16 protein-coding genes are annotated in these 15,635 nt (G+C 69.4%); 9 read left to right on the plus strand and 7 right to left on the minus strand.

Translation table 11 applies throughout. From position 1 onward, the window contains the following. On the plus strand, positions 1 to 736 hold a 736-nt coding region (locus tag HBE64_RS04990), incomplete at its 5' end, for a hypothetical protein (RefSeq protein ID WP_371744094.1). Positions 737 to 813: 77 nt separating this feature from the next. Beyond that, a complete protein-coding gene (locus tag HBE64_RS04995; protein ID WP_167098487.1) occupies positions 814 to 1,986 on the plus strand; it encodes a cystathionine gamma-synthase in 1,173 nt (390 codons plus the stop codon). Here HBE64_RS04995 and HBE64_RS05000 read toward each other — a convergent pair. The 3 genes from HBE64_RS05000 to HBE64_RS05010 all read right to left on the minus strand — a co-directional run bounded on the left by HBE64_RS05000 (position 1,978) and on the right by HBE64_RS05010 (position 3,827). Next, positions 1,978 to 2,637, minus strand: a complete 660-nt coding sequence (locus HBE64_RS05000) for a GPP34 family phosphoprotein (protein WP_167098490.1) — start codon at positions 2,635 to 2,637, stop codon at positions 1,978 to 1,980. The genes HBE64_RS04995 and HBE64_RS05000 overlap by 9 nt on opposite strands. 11 nt (positions 2,638 to 2,648) lie before the next feature. After that, positions 2,649 to 3,143: a transcription elongation factor GreA gene (greA, locus tag HBE64_RS05005; protein WP_167098493.1), complete on the minus strand. Its 495-nt coding sequence runs from the start codon at positions 3,141 to 3,143 to the stop codon at positions 2,649 to 2,651. Between the two features lie 252 nt (positions 3,144 to 3,395). Further along, positions 3,396 to 3,827, minus strand: coding sequence for a DUF4307 domain-containing protein (locus HBE64_RS05010; protein ID WP_167098495.1), 432 nt, complete (start codon positions 3,825 to 3,827; stop codon positions 3,396 to 3,398). Positions 3,828 to 3,967: 140 nt separating this feature from the next. Between HBE64_RS05010 and mca the strand changes: the two genes are divergently transcribed. From mca to HBE64_RS05030, 4 genes are read left to right on the plus strand one after another with little or no spacing between them, the layout of a single operon-like run. Next, entirely contained in the window at positions 3,968 to 4,840 is an 873-nt protein-coding gene (gene mca, locus HBE64_RS05015) for a mycothiol conjugate amidase Mca (RefSeq protein WP_167098498.1), read from the plus strand. Beyond that, positions 4,837 to 5,103: a hypothetical protein gene (locus HBE64_RS05020; protein ID WP_167098501.1), complete on the plus strand. Its 267-nt coding sequence runs from the start codon at positions 4,837 to 4,839 to the stop codon at positions 5,101 to 5,103. Before mca ends, HBE64_RS05020 begins: the two co-directional genes overlap by 4 nt. After that, a complete protein-coding gene (locus HBE64_RS05025; protein WP_208300649.1) occupies positions 5,066 to 7,087 on the plus strand; it encodes a thioredoxin domain-containing protein in 2,022 nt (673 codons plus the stop codon). The genes HBE64_RS05020 and HBE64_RS05025 overlap by 38 nt, the downstream gene beginning before the upstream one ends. Before the next feature lie 10 nt (positions 7,088 to 7,097). Continuing rightward, positions 7,098 to 7,457 carry an SgcJ/EcaC family oxidoreductase gene (locus tag HBE64_RS05030; RefSeq protein ID WP_167098507.1) on the plus strand — a complete coding sequence of 120 codons (360 nt, stop codon included), beginning with the start codon at positions 7,098 to 7,100 and terminating at the stop codon, positions 7,455 to 7,457. Between the two features lie 3 nt (positions 7,458 to 7,460). Here the strand turns inward: HBE64_RS05030 and HBE64_RS05035 are convergent, their stop codons facing one another. Beyond that, positions 7,461 to 8,195, minus strand: coding sequence for a hemolysin III family protein (locus tag HBE64_RS05035; protein ID WP_167098509.1), 735 nt, complete (start codon positions 8,193 to 8,195; stop codon positions 7,461 to 7,463). A 53-nt stretch (positions 8,196 to 8,248) separates the two neighbouring features. On the opposite strand from HBE64_RS05035, the gene HBE64_RS05040 reads away from it, so the two are divergent. Next, entirely contained in the window at positions 8,249 to 9,043 is a 795-nt protein-coding gene (locus HBE64_RS05040) for a (2Z,6E)-farnesyl diphosphate synthase (RefSeq protein ID WP_167108716.1), read from the plus strand. Positions 9,044 to 9,045: 2 nt separating this feature from the next. Here the strand turns inward: HBE64_RS05040 and HBE64_RS05045 are convergent, their stop codons facing one another. Further along, complete coding sequence (locus tag HBE64_RS05045; protein ID WP_167098512.1) at positions 9,046 to 9,387, minus strand: hypothetical protein; 342 nt, start codon at positions 9,385 to 9,387, stop codon at positions 9,046 to 9,048. Then, entirely contained in the window at positions 9,384 to 12,761 is a 3,378-nt protein-coding gene (locus tag HBE64_RS05050; RefSeq protein ID WP_167098514.1) for a hypothetical protein, read from the minus strand. The genes HBE64_RS05045 and HBE64_RS05050 overlap by 4 nt, the downstream gene beginning before the upstream one ends. Positions 12,762 to 13,038: 277 nt before the next feature. Here HBE64_RS05050 and HBE64_RS05055 point away from each other — a divergent pair, with 277 nt between their 5' ends. After that, a complete protein-coding gene (locus HBE64_RS05055) occupies positions 13,039 to 13,455 on the plus strand; it encodes a hypothetical protein (RefSeq protein ID WP_167098517.1) in 417 nt (138 codons plus the stop codon). On the opposite strand, the gene coaA is transcribed toward HBE64_RS05055, so the two are convergent. Continuing rightward, positions 13,452 to 14,390, minus strand: coding sequence for a type I pantothenate kinase (coaA, locus tag HBE64_RS05060; RefSeq protein WP_167098520.1), 939 nt, complete (start codon positions 14,388 to 14,390; stop codon positions 13,452 to 13,454). The genes HBE64_RS05055 and coaA overlap by 4 nt on opposite strands. Before the next feature lie 30 nt (positions 14,391 to 14,420). Here coaA and HBE64_RS05065 point away from each other — a divergent pair, with 30 nt between their 5' ends. Beyond that, positions 14,421 to 15,626, plus strand: a complete 1,206-nt coding sequence (locus HBE64_RS05065) for a DUF885 domain-containing protein (protein ID WP_167098523.1) — start codon at positions 14,421 to 14,423, stop codon at positions 15,624 to 15,626. Positions 15,627 to 15,635: the final 9 nt, after the last annotated feature.

A 15,635-nucleotide genomic window follows, 5' to 3' on the forward strand; every position in this document is an offset into this window, starting at 1 on the left:
GCCGCCCGGATACGGGCCGCCCAGCGGACCGCAGGTCAGCATCGGTGAGGCCTTCTCCTGGGCCTGGGGCCAGTTCTCCAAGAACGCCGTCCCGTTGCTCGTCGCCACGCTGGTGCTCGGTGTCATCGTCGGCGGTCTGAGCGGCATCCTGTCGGCTGTCCTGGGTGCCATGTCGCCCGATACCGCCACGGTCTACGAGTCCGACGGTTCGAGCTTCAGCTACTCGTCCGGCATCCAGCTGGGCGCGGGTGGAACCGTTGTGCTCATCATCGGCGGCATCGCGCTGCTGGTGGTGGCCGGCGCAATCGCCTCGGCCTACGTCGGTGGCCTGCTCGACATCGCCAACGGTCAGAAGGTCAGCGTCGGCTCGTTCTTCAAGCCGCGCAACGTCGCCAACGTGGTCCTGACCACCGTGATCGTGGGAATCCTGTCGGCGATCGGCAACTTCCTGTGCGTCATTCCCGGCCTGCTCGTGTCGATCTTCACGATGTTCGCGATCGTGGCGGTCGTCGACCGCAACCTCTCTGCAATCAACGGGATCAAAACCAGCTTCGACATCGTCAAGTCCAACTTCGGACCGGCGATCCTGGCCTGGCTGGTCGCCATCGCGATCACCCTGGTCGGGGCGCTGCTCTGCGGTATCGGTCTGATCGTCGCAGTTCCGGTGGCGTATCTCTTCGAGATCTTCGTCTACCGGCGGCTCACCGGCGGCGAGGTCGCACCGGTCCCCGCGTAACCACCCGAGTTCTGACGGGAAAAGGCGCTCACCGCCGGAGGTGAGCGCCTTTTCTCATGCCGATAGGCTCGATGGCGATGAGTGAGCAACGCAGCGCCGCCGACCGGCACCGGGCACAGGGTTTCGCGACCAAAGCCATCCACGCCGGCTACCGGCCGGACCCCGCGACAGGTGCGGTCAACGCGCCGATCTACGCCAGCAGCACCTTCGCCCAGGACGGCGTCGGCGGCCTGCGCGGCGGCTTCGAGTACGCCCGCACCGGCAACCCGACCCGCGCGGCGCTGGAGGCGGTGCTGGCCGCGGTCGAGGACGGCACCTTCGGGCGCGCGTTCAGCTCCGGCATGGCCGCCACCGACTGCGCCCTGCGCGCGGTACTGCGCCCCGGCGACCACCTGGTGATCCCCGACGACGCCTACGGCGGCACCTTCCGGCTCATCGACAAGGTGTTCAGCCAGTGGGGCGTCGAGCACACGCCGGTGCCGCTGTCGGATCTCGACGCGGTGCGCGCGGCCATCACCAGCCGCACCCGCCTGATCTGGGTGGAGACGCCCACCAACCCGCTGCTGTCGATCGCCGACATCGCCGGGATCGTCCAGATCGCCAGTGCTGCCGGGGTGAAGGTGTTGGTGGACAACACCTTTGCGTCCCCTGCGCTGCAGCAGCCGTTGAGCCTGGGCGCCGACATCGTGCTGCACTCGACGACGAAGTACATCGGCGGGCACTCCGACGTCGTCGGCGGCGCTTTGGTGACCAATGACGAGGAACTCGACACCAAGTTTGCGTTCCTGCAGAACGGCGCCGGCGGCGTGCCTGGCCCGTTCGACGCCTACCTGACCATGCGTGGACTCAAGACACTGGAACTGCGGATGCAGCGGCACAGCGCGAACGCCGCGCAGGTCGCCGAGTTCCTCGACGGGCATGCCGCGGTGACCCAGGTGCTCTACCCGGGTCTGCCGAGTCATCCGGGCCATGATGTGGCCGCCCGCCAGATGCGCGGTTTCGGTGGCATGGTCTCGATCCGGATGCGTGGCGGTGCCGATGCGGCACGCCGATTGTGCTCTCGCACAGAGATTTTCATTCTCGCGGAGTCCCTTGGCGGGGTCGAGTCGCTGATCGAGCATCCGGGGGCGATGACCCACGCGTCGACGGCGGGCTCACAGCTGGAGGTTCCCGACGACCTCGTCCGGCTGTCGGTCGGCATCGAAGACCCGGCCGATCTGCTCGGCGACCTCGAACAGGCCCTAAGCTAACGCTGCCCGGACTGCGGCCGTCGTCACCGCAAGATTGATGTCGGCCATCTGGGCGTCGTCAACCCATGTGCCGCTGGCGATTTCACTTGCCCGGCCGGCAACCCACTGCCACCCGCGCTCGTTGAGCGACAGCAGCACGCCGAGGGCGTTCACCGCATGCAACAGCGACACGATGCTCGCGGTCTGCGGATCGGGCCGCTGCCCGTCGAACAGGGCCGCGAGCAGCGCTGAGCGGGCCCGGTCCACCCGGGTGCGGTTGGCCATCGGCCAGGCATAGTCGTTGCGGCGCAAGCGATGTGAGGACAACTGCACCTGATGCAATTGCCCGGTTCGCAACAGTTGGTCGAGCACATCGTCCTCGGCGCGTTTGCGGAGTTTGGCGATCGCCGCGGCAGGCGTCATCGGCGCCTGCAGCAGCAACGACAGGGCCGGGCGCAGCACCGGATCGGCCGGGGGAGGGCCGGCCAGCGCGACCAGCCGATCGGAGTCCACCGGCTCGTGCGGCAAGGCGGGCCGGATCCGGCACTCGTAGGCCAGATCCAGCAGCACCGCGGCGGCCATCAGCCGCTGCAGAGTGCCGCGTTCGATTGCAGGCTGCGCTGCGGCGTTGTCGAGCAGGAGCAGCAGCAGGTCTTCGGCGATGCGTGCCACGCGGCGGCGAGCTAGCCCTGGTAGGGCTCCGCGCTGACCAGCGACACCTTGACGATGTTGCCGTTGGGCACGGTGTAGGACCGCGTCTCGCCGACCTTGGCGTTGAGCAGCGAAGCGCCCAGCGGAGAGTTGGGGGAGTAGACCTCGAGCTTGTCGTGGTCGATGCCATCCTGGCGGGTGGCGATCAGGAAGGTCTCGGTGTCGGACTCGTCGCCGTTGTAGTAGACCGTGACGACCGAGCCGGGCAGGGCCACACCGGACACCTTGGGGGCCTCGCCCACCTTGGCCGTCGTCAGCAGCTCCTGTAGCTGGCGGATACGCGCCTCTTCCTGCCCCTGCTGCTCGCGGGCGGCGTGGTAGCCACCGTTCTCGCGCAGGTCGCCCTCCTCGCGCCGGTCATTGATCTCGGCGGCGATGACCGGACGATTGGCGATCAGCTGATCGAGCTCGCCCTTGAGGCGGTCGTATGACTCCTGGGTCAGCCAGGTCACCTGGGTATCGGTCATCGTCGTGCTCCTCATTCGTTATTTCCGCGGCAAGCGGTGCAGTCTGTGTGTCGCTGCCGGGAACCATGCGGGCGGTGCCGCGTGTATTGCCATCGAAGAGCTGCGTATAAACGCGCTAATGAAGCAATACACGGCTCCCAGCAGGAACCGTGTATCGGACAAGTCTACCACCGAGGCGACTCACAGCTTTCAGAAATTCGCAGTTCGCCGTTCGTACGCGGGCCACCAGCGCGCCGCCGCGACCAGGCGAACCTAGGGTGTGACCAGGTAAGACGGGACGTCCATACCGCACCCGTAGATATCGCCGACGAATGGCGGCTTAGAGGACTTCACGGTGGCCGTCACCTGCACGGTCTTCTGCTCCGACGGCGCCACCAGAATTTCGCGACGGCCCGTTTCGGCGCCGTCGCGCGACCGCACCCGAACAATGCAATGCGCGGGCCGCGACGGGTCCTTTCGAGTCACGCTGATCGTGACCGACACCGTTTGGCTGTCCACCACCTCATATGCGGCCATGGTTCCCTCGACGTCGTTGCCCTCGAAGCGCTGATAGCCGACGACCGCGACGACGACTCCCAGGGCCAGGGCCACCACACCCAGCGCAATCGCCAGCCACCGCCGGGTGGTGGCCGACATCCGCTGCCGGCCGTACCTCGACTCCAGCTTGGTGCGGCCTTCGGTCATGGTGTGGAGTGCAACTCTCGTCAGCGGGCTTGATTACGGGTATGCATGCCCCGGATGGAACTATTGGACTATAGGGCGTGCTGTCGACGTTGCAGCAGTACGCAGGGTGCAGCAGTACGCGAGAGCAAATCGAGGGAGACGTGACCGAACTGCGGTTGATGGCCGTTCACGCCCACCCGGACGACGAGTCCAGCAAGGGTGCGGCGACCTTGGCGCGCTACGCGAACGAAGGCCACCGGGTGCTGGTCGTGACGCTGACCGGCGGTGAGCGCGGCGACATCCTCAACCCGGCGATGGACCTGGCGGACGTTCGTGGCCGTATCGCCGACGTGCGCCGCGACGAGATGGCCAGAGCCGCCGAGATCCTGGGTGTCGAACACCGGTGGCTGGGGTTCGTCGACTCCGGGCTGCCCGAGGGCGACCCGTTGCCGCCGCTGCCCGAAGGCTGCTTCGCCGAGGTGCCGCTGGCAGAACCCGTGGCCGAACTGGTCAAGCTGATTCGGGAGTTCCGCCCCCACGTCATGACCACCTACGACGAGAACGGCGGCTACCCGCACCCGGATCACATTCGCTGCCACCAGGTTTCGGTGGCCGCCTACGAAGAGGCAGCCGATCACCGGCTGCATCCCGACGCCGGGGAGCCCTGGAGCGTCAGCAAGCTGTACTACAACCACGGCTTCCTGCGGGCGCGCCTGCAACTGTTGCAGGACGAGTTCGCCAAGAACGGCCAGGAGGGCCCGTTCGCCAAGTGGCTGGAGAACTGGGACCCGGAGATCGACGTGCACGCCGGCCGGGTGACCACCCGGGTTCCGTGCTCGGACTACTTCCACGTCCGCGACGAGGCGCTCAAGGCGCACGCCACCCAGATCGACCCCTCCGGGTTCTTCTTCGCGACACCCATAGAGTGGCAGCAGCGGTTGTGGCCCACCGAGGAGTTCGAACTGGCTCGCTCACGGGTACCCGCGACGTTGCCCGAGGAAGACCTGTTCGCCGGAATCGAGATATTCGAGTGATTGACCTGTTGACCACGGCGGTGTCGGTGCTCGCCGATCCGCCGAAGAACTCCGGGCCGGACTTCGGCAAGGCCAGCCCGCTGGGTCTGCTGGTCGTGGTGCTGCTGCTGATCGGCGTCTTCATCCTTGTGTGGTCGATGAACCGGCACCTCAAGAAGCTGCCGAAGAGTTTCGACGACGAGCCCGCCGAGACGGCCTCCGAGGACGCCGAACCCGAGGCTGAAGCTGAACCCGGGAAGACCGCCAGTGAGTCCAGCGGGTAACACCCTGGGCGGGGCCACCAGCCCCTACCTGCGTCAGCACGCCGACAATCCGGTGTACTGGCAGCAGTGGGGCCCCGAGGCCCTCGAGGAAGCCGCCCGCCGCGACGTTCCGATCCTGCTATCCATCGGCTACGCCGCCTGCCACTGGTGCCACGTGATGGCCCATGAGTCCTTCGAGGACCATGAGGTGGCCGCGGCGGCCAACGCCGACTTCGTCTGTATCAAGGTCGACCGCGAGGAACGTCCCGACCTCGACGCGGTGTACATGAACGCCACCGTGGCCATGACCGGTCAGGGCGGCTGGCCGATGACGTGTTTCCTCACCCCGGACGGCAGGCCGTTCTTCTGCGGCACTTACTACCCCAAGGCGCAGTTCCTGCAGTTGCTCGCCGCGGTCGCCGACACCTGGCGCACCCAGCGCGGCGACGTCGAGCAGGCCTCCGAACAGGTCGCCGGTGAGCTGCGGCGGATGGCCTCCGGCCTGCCCGGCGGCGGCCCGGATGTCTCGCCGCCGCTGTGCGACCACGCCGTCGAGGTGATCCTGCGCGACGAGGACGTCGACCGCGGCGGGTTCGGGCAGGCGCCGAAATTTCCGCCGTCGGCGCTGCTCGAGGCGCTGCTGCGCAACCACGAGCGCACCGGTTCGCCGTTGCCGCTGGCCGCGGTGGCCCGCACCGCGACGGCGATGGCGCGCGGCGGGATCTACGACCAGCTGGCCGGCGGCTTCGCCCGCTACAGCGTGGATCCCGACTGGGTGGTCCCGCACTTCGAGAAGATGCTCTACGACAACGCGCTGCTGCTGCGTGCCTACGCGCATTGGGCGCGACGTACCGGCGACCAGTTGGCCCGCCGGGTCACCGCGCAGACGGCGGCGTTCCTGATCAACGACCTGGCCGAGGGTGACATGTTCACCTCGTCGCTGGACGCCGACGCCGCGGGATCGGAAGGCTCCACCTATGTGTGGACGCCCGCACAGCTTGCCGAGGTGCTCGGTGCGGACGACGGGGCTTGGGCTGCAACGGTTTTCACCGTCACCGAGCAGGGGACGTTCGAGCACGGCGCGTCGGTGCTGCAGCTGCTGTCGGATCCCGACGACGTCGATCGCTTCGAGCGGGTGCGTGCCGCGCTGCTGGCCGCGCGGGCGAGCCGGGTGCAGCCGCCGCGCGACGACAAGATCGTGACCGCGTGGAACGGGCTGGCGATCACGGCGTTGGCCGAAGCCAGTGTGGCCCTTGATGATCCGAGTCTGCTGGACGCCGCACTGCGGTGTGCTGAGGCGATTGTGAGCCTGCACATCGTCGACGGGCGGCTGCGGCGGGCCAGCCTCGGCGGCGTGGTCGGTGACAGCGCGGCCATCCTCGAAGACCATGCCGCGCTCGCGACCGGGCTGCTGAGCCTCTACCAACTGACCGCCGACCAGTCCTGGCTGACGACCGCCGCCGAGCTGATCAGCCTGGCGCTGCGGCACTTCGCCGACCCCGACCGGCCGGGCCGCTGGTTCGACAGCGCCGACGACGCCGAGGCGCTGATGGTGCGTCCCGCCGACCCGCTCGACGGTGCGACACCCGCGGGGGCGTCGTTGATCGCCGAGGCGCTGCTGACCATCGCGCACATGGTCGACGGTGACTGGGTGGCCCGCTACGGCGACGCCGCCGCGGGCACGCTGCTGGCGCACTCGCCGCTGCTGGCCAAGGCGCCCCGCTCGGCCGGGCACTGGCTGGCCGTGGCCGAAGCGGCCGTGCGCGGCCCACTGCAGGTGGCCGTCTCGTGTGCGTCGCCGGATTCGGTGCTGCTGGCGGCCGCCCGGCAGTTCGCACCCGGCGGGACGATCGTCGTCGGCGGTGCGGTGGACTCGTCGCCGCTGCTGGCCGGGCGCGGCCGGGTGCGCGGTGCCGACGCGGCCTATGTGTGCCGCGGCCGCACGTGTGACTTGCCGGTGACAACTGCCCAGGATCTGTCCGAGGCGCTGGGCGTGCCCGTGTAGCGTTCCGGCCATGCCGAGTGCCGAGCAGATCACCCAGACCGTCCATCAGTACCTCGATGCCGTCGCCAAGGGCGACGCCGACACCATCGCGACGCTGTACGCCGCCGACGCCACCGTCGAGGACCCGGTCGGCGGTGAGGTTCACATCGGCCGCCAGGCCATCCGCGCCTTCTACACCGCGGTCGAAAACGCCAGCAGCCAAGCCGATATCGAGACGCTGCGGGTGCTCGGCCACGAGGCGGCGTTCTACTGGACGCTGGCCATCCACGGCATGAAGATCAGCATCATCAGCGTGATGACGTTCGACGCCGAGGCCAAGATCGCCTCGATGAAGGCCTACTGGGGCCCGGAGAACATCACTACGGGCTAAGGCCTAGAAGACCGCGAACCACATCGCGATGTAGTGGCAGATCGCCGCCACCGCGGTGCAGGCGTGGAAGAACTCGTGGTGGCCGAACGTCGTCGGCCACGGGTTGGGCCACTTCAGCCCGTACAGCACGCCGCCGACGCTGTAGAGCGCGCCGCCGACGATCAGCAGCACCATCGCCGCGACGCCGGCGCCGTTCATGATCGGCACGATGAACCACACCGCCACCCAACCCAGCAGCAGGTAGAGCGGGACGCCGACCCACCGCGGCGCCGACGGCCAGAAGCACTTCAACAAGACCCCGGCCGCGGCCCCGCTCCACACGATCGTGAGCAGAATGGCGCCGCTGCGTTCCGGCAACGCCAGCATGGCGAACGGGGTGTAGCTGCCGGCGATGAAGATGAAGATCATCGAATGGTCGAGGCGCTTCATCCACTTGCGCGCGGACGGTGAGGTCCAGTTGACCCGGTGATAGGTGCCGCTGACGGTGAACATCGCCACGATCGTCAGCGTGTAGATCAGGGTGGCGATGCCCGCGCGGGTGGACCCCAGCGACCACGAGACCGAGACCAGGGCTGCCCCGGCGATCGCCGCGATCACCGCGGCGTAGACGTGAATCCAGCCCCGCAGCCGTGGTTTTCCGAGGAATTCGACCGCGGCGTCGACGACGGCTTCGGGGAAGTCCTCGGCGTCTGACGACTGGGAACGGCGGGGATCGGTGGTGTCGACTCCTGCGGTCATGTCACCTCCATAGCGCGCGGGGGCACGTCATGCTCACAGTAGTCTGGTTCGTCGTGGAGATCATTCCGCCTCGCCTCAAAGAACCGGCTTACCGGCTCTACGAGATGCGGCTGCGCCAGGAGCTCGCGCGCTCGAAGTCCGAGCTACCGCGGCACATCGCCGTGCTGTGCGACGGCAACAGGCGCTGGGCTCGTGACGCTGGTCACGACGACGTCAGCTACGGCTATCGGATGGGCGCCAAGAAGATTGCCGAGATGCTGCGCTGGTGCGCCGACGCCGGCATCGAGATGGCCACGGTGTACCTGCTGTCCACCGAGAACCTGCAGCGCGACCCTGACGAACTCGCCGCGCTCATCGAGATCATCACCGACGTCGTCGAGGAGATCTGCGCGCCCGCCAATCGGTGGAGCGCACGCACGGTCGGCGATCTGGAGCTGCTCGGGGAGGAGCCGGCCCGCCGCGTGCGCGAGGCCGTCGAGAGCACCGCCGGGTTGCCGCCGGCGTCGTTTCACGTCAACGTCGCCGTTGGTTACGGCGGGCGCCAGGAGATCGTCGACGCCGTCCGCGCGCTGTTGAGCAAGGAGCTGGCCAACGGCGCCACCGCCGAACAGCTCATCGAGGCCGTCACCATCGACGGCATCTCGGAGAACCTGTACACCTCCGGCCAGCCCGATCCCGATCTGGTGATCAGGACATCGGGCGAGCAGCGGCTCTCCGGTTTCCTGCTGTGGCAGAGCGCCTATTCGGAGATGTGGTTCACCGAGGCACACTGGCCGGCGTTCCGCCGGGTCGACTTCCTGCGCGCGCTACGCGACTACAGCCGACGTCACCGCCGCTTCGGGCAGTAGTTCTAGGGGCTGCCCGGCTGGCCGTTGGTCGCGGTACCGGTGCCAGTGGTGGACGCACTGCCGCCGCTGCCACCCACGCCGCCGGGCGTCCCGCCGTTGCCGCCGTTGCCGCCGTTGGCGTTGGCGGCGGACGCCACATTGTCGATGTTGGCCTGTCCGCCTTTTCCGCCGTTGCCGCCATTGCCCGCTGTGCCGTCACCGCCGGTTCCACCGGCTCCCGCTGTCATCGCTCCGGTTCCCGTCGTGTAGACGCCCCCGCCATCGCCACCGGCACCGCCAGCGCCGCCGTCGCCGCCGTCGCCGCCGCGGCCGCCGTCCGCGGTCCCCGTAGCATTCGGGGTCAAGACGTATGCAAGGCCGCCGTTGCCTCCCGTTCCGCCGGTGCCGGTGGAATCGCCTGCTGCGCCGTTGCCGCCGTTGCCGCCGTTGCCGCCGACGGCCGAGCCTTTACCGAAGGTCGTCGCACCTCCGCCGTTACCGCCCTGGCCGCCCGTGCTACCGGGTCCGGTGCCCGCACCGCCATCGTGGCCCGCGCCGCCGTGAGCCGAGCCGTTGCCGGAGTTGGACGCTTCCCCGCCCGCGCCGCCTTGTCCGCCCGATTCTTGGCCTGTTCCGCCAGCTCCGCCCGCGCCACCGACTGCGGTCGTAGTCGACGACGTGCCGCTGGTTCCGCCGGTTCCGCCGGTTCCGCCGGCCGTGGGGCCGTGCCCGCCCGGCCGCCTTCGCCGCCCTCTCCACCGGTGGCCTCTCCGGAACCGAGAGCAAAGGCATTGCCGCCCGCACCTGCGTTACCGCCGCCACTGTCACCGTCCCCGGCATCGCCGCCCGCGCCGCCGGTGGCATCGCCGCTGCCGTTGGTTTGCGCGGTGCCGCCGTTGCCGCCGGCGCCACCGACAGCCGCGCCGCTACCGCCCTTACCGCCTGCGCCACCGACGGCATTCTCGCTCGACCCGGTGTTGTCGATCGTCACGCTGCCGCCGGTGCCGCCACTGCCACCGTTGTTGGTGACACCCTCACCGCCGGCACCGCCGGCGCCTGCGTGGACGGCACCGGTTCCGGTCGTGGTGGCCGATCCACCGAATCCGCCATTGCCACCGACCGTGCCGGTGCCGCCCTTGCCGCCCTTACCGCCGGTCGCGGTAGCAGTTGACGTCGAAGTCGAGATGACCGCGCCGCCGCCGGACCCCGCTTTGCCACCGGGTCCGGTCGGCGTGCTGGTGGGTCCGCCGTCACTGCCGTCACCGCCGTCGCCGGCGTCGCCACCGGTCGCAGCGCCCAACCCGTTGTTATAGGCCGTCCCGCCGCTGCCGCCCTGGCCGCCTGCAGTCGCGCCGGCACCGCCCGTTCCGCCGGCACCGCCGGTCGCGGTACCTCCCGACGCGGCGTTCTGGACGAACGCGGCACCGCCGTCGCCGCCCTTGCCGCCCTGGCTGCCGTTGAAGCCCGCACCCCCGGTGCCGCCTGTGCCGCCGGTCGCACCCCCGGTTCCGTTGGCGAACGCCAGACCGCCGCTGCCGCCGTTGCCGCCGTTGTAGCTTCCGCTGCCAGCTGAACCGCCGGAGCCGCCGATGGCCTCAACCGAACCACCGTTGAACCCCCAGCCGCCGTTTCCGCCGTTGCCGCCGATGCCGGCGAACGCGTCGCCGCCATTGCCGCCCTGTCCGCCGTTGCCGTAGTTGCCGCCGTTGCCGCCGTCGCCGCCGTCGCCGCCGTTAGTTCCGTCGGTGGGTTCCCAGCCGTCGCCGCCATAGCCGCCGTTGCCGACCGCGGTGGTGGGAAGCGCGCCGGTGGCACCGTTTTGACCGGCGCTGCCACCGGTACCGCCGACACCTGCTGAGCCCCCGGTACCGGCGGCGCCCACGTTGCCGATGTTGCCGCCATTGCCGCCCTTGGCGCCGTTGGGAGTTCCCTCGAAGCCGCTTGCTCCTTGGCCGCCGTCGCCGGGATTGCCGGCGGCGCCGCCGTTGCCCCCGTTGCCGCCGTTGCCGTTGGTGCCCTTAACGCCCGATACCGATGTGCCGCCGTTGCCGCCGTTACCCCCGTTTCCGCCGGCGCCGGCGTTTCCGCCATTGCCACCGTTTTGGCCCGCCTGTCCCGGTTGGATCTGGGACAGACCCACGGCCCCAAGCCCGCCGACGCCGCCGTCGGCGCCGTTTCCGCCGTGCCCGCCCGCGCCGCCGTTGCCCGAGGTCGATCCGCCCGCGCCACCGTTTCCGCCGGCGCCGCCGGCGCCACCCTTGGTGCCGTTGCCGCCGTTGGAGCCCGGCTGGAAACCCTGGGATCCGCCCGTGCCGGCGGCGCCGTTGCCGCCGTTGCCGCCGGCCCCGCCGTTGCCTACCGACCCGCCGTCGCCGCCGGCGCCACCTGACCCGCCGTCGGCGCCGGAAGTGGTTGCGCTGCTGCCGTTTCCGCCATTGCCGCCGTTGCCGCCGCTGGTCACCGCTGCGCCTGCCAGGCCGTCGTCCCCGGGGCCTCCGCCGCTGCCGCCAGTGCCACTGGCTCCGCCGACGCCGCCGGCTCCGGCCAGGCCCGCGTCGCCTCCCTTGCCACCGTTGCCGCCGGCTTGGCCGGGGCTGCCGTTCGTCGCATAACCGCCGTTGCCGCCGTCGCCGCCCGGGGCGGCGTCGCCTCCTTTACCGCCTGCGCCTCCGATGCCGTTGCCTCCGGCGGTACCGAACAGGATCGAGCCCCGGCCGGCGTCACCGCCCGCACCGCCTGCGCCACCCGATCCGCCGTTGCCGCCGTTACCTCCGGCCTGGCCGGCTTGGCCGGGGGCGCCCTCGTCGCCATTGAGGCCTGCACTTCCGTTGTTGCCGTAGGAGCCGTCGCCTCCGTGACCGCCTGTGCCGCCTGCTGCGCCGGATCCGCCGCGGCTGAAGAGGGAGAGCAAGCCGGCGTTACCGCCGTTTCCGCCCGCACCGCCCGCTCCGCCGGTGCCGCCATTGCCGCCGTTGGCACCGTAGTCGCTGCTGGACGACCCATCGTTACCCTCGAAGCCGTTGCCACCGGCTCCGCCGCTGCCCGCCGTGCCGCCGATCGCGAAAAGTCCTGTGTTGCCGCCATTTCCACCGGCTGCGCCGGCACCGTTGTTGAACCCGGCCACACCGTCGATGCCGGCACCGCCTGCGCCGCCGTTACCGGAGAACAGTCCGCCCGAAGCGCCGTCGCCGCCGCGGCCGTCGTTGACACCGGCGATGCCGTCGCCGCCGTTTCCGCCGTTGCCGAACAAGACGGCGACCCCGCCGGGGCCTCCGTTGGCGCCGTTGCCGCCGTTGCCGTACAGCAGGCCGCCGCGCCCGCCCGCGCACGACAGGCTGGCGCAGGTCGCGGTGGTGTAGCTGTACCCGTTGCCGAACAGGATGCCGGCGTCGGGATGGTCGGCGGTGCCGTCGCTGACGAAGATCGCCACGAAGTCCACGATCGGATTTCCGGTGGCCGACGCGGTGACCGAGGCGACGGGCACGCTCGCCGTGGTGACGGCGGTCCTGGCGGTCGACGCTGCTGCCCGGGAGGTGACGGTAGGGGTGTGAGTGACAGTGGCGACCGGGCCGGTCACCGCCGCCGAGGGACGCGCGGCGGTCGTCCGCGTGCCGGCTTTCGATGACGACGCCGAGTGTGAAGACTGCTGCCGCGCCGACGATCCGGTTGAGGAGGACCCGGTGTCGGCCTGCGCGCTGCCGGCCGCCCACGCGATTCCGACGCCGACCCCCAATGCCACTGCAAGGCCTCCGACACGGCCCACCCAGCAGGCGGCAGAACGGGTCGACACGGAATGGGCTGAAGTCATCGCAAGGTCCTCGTGAGTCGTGCTGCCTGACGGGTGGGCGCACGGAGAAAGGGCTTTCATGCGCAACCCGACCTCAGCGCAGATGTCGAACTCTATCTGTGCGTGAGCTGTGTAGCAGGCATTTGCGATCAGAAAGGTCCCAAGTGTTCACCCTGGCATATCCACCGGCTTGCCCCGCCGGGGGCGAACCCCGACTAGGGTTTGCCCGATGCAGGTCGACGTATTTGCGGCATCGCGGCGGGCAGTTCTCGAAGAAGCCGGCGGTGTGACCGCCGAAGGTTTCCCGATGACCAGCTGCCTGGTGGAGAGCTTCCCCACCCAGATCACCATCCCGCTCGTGTTGGGTGTGCACACCACCGGTGGCACCGACTACGAGATGCGGCGGTTCATCATCGCCAAATCCCCTGAGGGCGAGCGGATGGGGCTGCTCGACTTCGCCTGGCAGTGGCCTGATAACCCGGGCACGCCGGTCAAGTTCCGAGTGTTCGCGCACTACCTGTCGATCTCGGTGTACTTCGCGGGTGTCTATACGGTCGGCTTGTACGAGGACCCCGAAGACGAGCCGGAAGTGGAATTTCCGCTGCCCATTCTGCGGCTCAACCCGCTGACCGGAACCGCCAACTAAAGCTTGCGCAGCCGCAGCCGGTTGATCGAGTGATCGGCGTCCTTGCGCAACACCAGCGTGGCACGCGGCCGGGTCGGCAGGATGTTCTCGATCAGGTTCGGCCGGTTGATCGAACTCCAGATGTCGCGGGCGGCGGCGACGGCCTGGCTGTCGGACAGCCCGGCGTAGTGGTGGAAGTGCGAGGCCGGGTCGGCGAATGCGCCGCTGCGCAGGGCCAGGAACCGCTCGATGTACCACTGCTCGATGTCCTCGATGCGGGCGTCGACGTAGACCGAGAAGTCGAACAGGTCCGAGACCATCAGCGTCGGACCGGTCTGCAGGACGTTGAGCCCCTCCAGGATGAGGATGTCCGGGTGGGTGACGACGTGCTTCTCGCCCGGCACGATGTCGTAGATGAGGTGCGAGTACACCGGCGCGCACACCTGGTCGGCGCCGGATTTCACCGACGTCACGAAGCGCATCAGTGAGCGCCGGTTGTAGCTCTCCGGAAAACCCTTGCGGTGCATCAGGTTTCGGCGGCTGAGTTCGGCGTTGGGGTAGAGGAACCCGTCGGTGGTGACGAGGTCGACGCGGGAGTGGTCCTCCCAGCGGGCCAGCAGCGCCTGCAGCACACGCGCGGTCGTCGACTTGCCGACGGCCACGCTGCCTGCCACGCCGATCACGAACGGCACCGGGCGGTCGGGATTCTGCTGCGGCTCGCCGAGGAATTCCGCGGTCGCGGCGAACAACCGTTGCCGCGCGGCCACCTGCAGGTGGATCAATCGGGCCAGGGGCAGGTAGACCTCTTCGACCTCGAGAAGGTCGATCTGCTCGCCCATACCGCGCAGCCCGGTCAGCTCATCCTCGGTGAGCTTCAACGGAGTCGACATGCGCAGTCCGCGCCACTCGCTCCGGTTGAACTCCACGTAGGGGCTGGGTTCGCTCAGCCGCGCCATGGGCACAGTCTTGCAGTTAGCGTGGACGGCATGGAGCCCGGCACCCTCATCCGCGACTACCTCATGCTCGGTTTGCGTTTCGACCGCATCGAGGAAGGCTACGTCGACTCGTTCACCGGCGACCCGGCCCTGCGCCGCGCGGTGGCCGACGAGCCCGCCCCGCAGCCCGCCGAGCTGGCCCGCGAGGCGCAGCGCCTGCTGGCTGCGCTGCCGCAGGTTGCGCGCACCGACAGCTTCACCGATCAGCGCGCCGACTTCATCGGCGCCCACCTGCGTGCCCTGGCATTCTCGGCGCGCAAGTTCGCCGGTGAACCCGTCGGGTTCGTCGACGAGGTGCAGGCCTACTTCGACGTGCGGATCAGCCGCGGCGACGAAGACCGCTACCGCGCCGCCCACGCTCGCATCGACGAGGTGCTCGGCGGCACCGGACCGCTCGTCGAGCGGATGGCCGCCCACCGCAGCTCTGAGGAGATCCCGCCGCACCGGCTCGAGGAGTGCATCCACGCCTTCTCCAGCGCGCTGCGCGACATGGTGCGGGCCACCTACCCGCTGCCCGACGCCGAGACCATCGTCTACGAAGTCGTCACCGACAAGCCGTGGTCGGGGTTCAACTACTACGAGGGCGACTACCGCTCGACAGTGGCGGTCAACGCCGACCTCAAGCAGCAGATGGCCAACCTGCCGCGGCTGGTCGCCCACGAGTCCTACCCCGGCCATCACACCGAGCACTGCCGCAAGGAAGCCGGGTTGGTGGCCGGCCACGATCAGCAGGAGCAGACGATCTTCCTGGTCAACACCCCGCAGTGCTTGATGGCCGAAGGTCTTGCCGACCTGGCGCTGTATGCGGCGGTCGGCCCGGGGTGGGGGAGTTGGGCCGCCGACATCTACGCCGATCTGGGTCTGCGCTTCGACGGCGAACGCGCCGAGGCGCTTTCGGAAGCCTCGGCCGCCCTGGCCGACGTGCGCCAGGACGCGGCGCTGATGCTGCACGACGAACACCGCGACGCCGACGACGTCGCCGCCTTCCTGCAGCGCTGGCTGCTGATCGACGACACCCGGGCGCGGCAGTCGCTGCGGTTCCTGTCCTCGCCGCTGTGGCGGGCGTACACGAGCACCTACGTGGAGGGCTACCGGTTGCTGCGGTCCTGGCTCGACGGCCGCCCCGCCGGGGTGGGACTCACCGAGCGTTTCGGCCGCCTGCTCGACGAGCCGCTGATCCCGTCTTCGTTGACGTAAATACCCTGT

Origin of the sequence: Mycobacterium sp. DL592 (assembly GCF_011694515.1) — a bacterium.
GTDB lineage: Bacteria > Actinomycetota > Actinomycetes > Mycobacteriales > Mycobacteriaceae > Mycobacterium.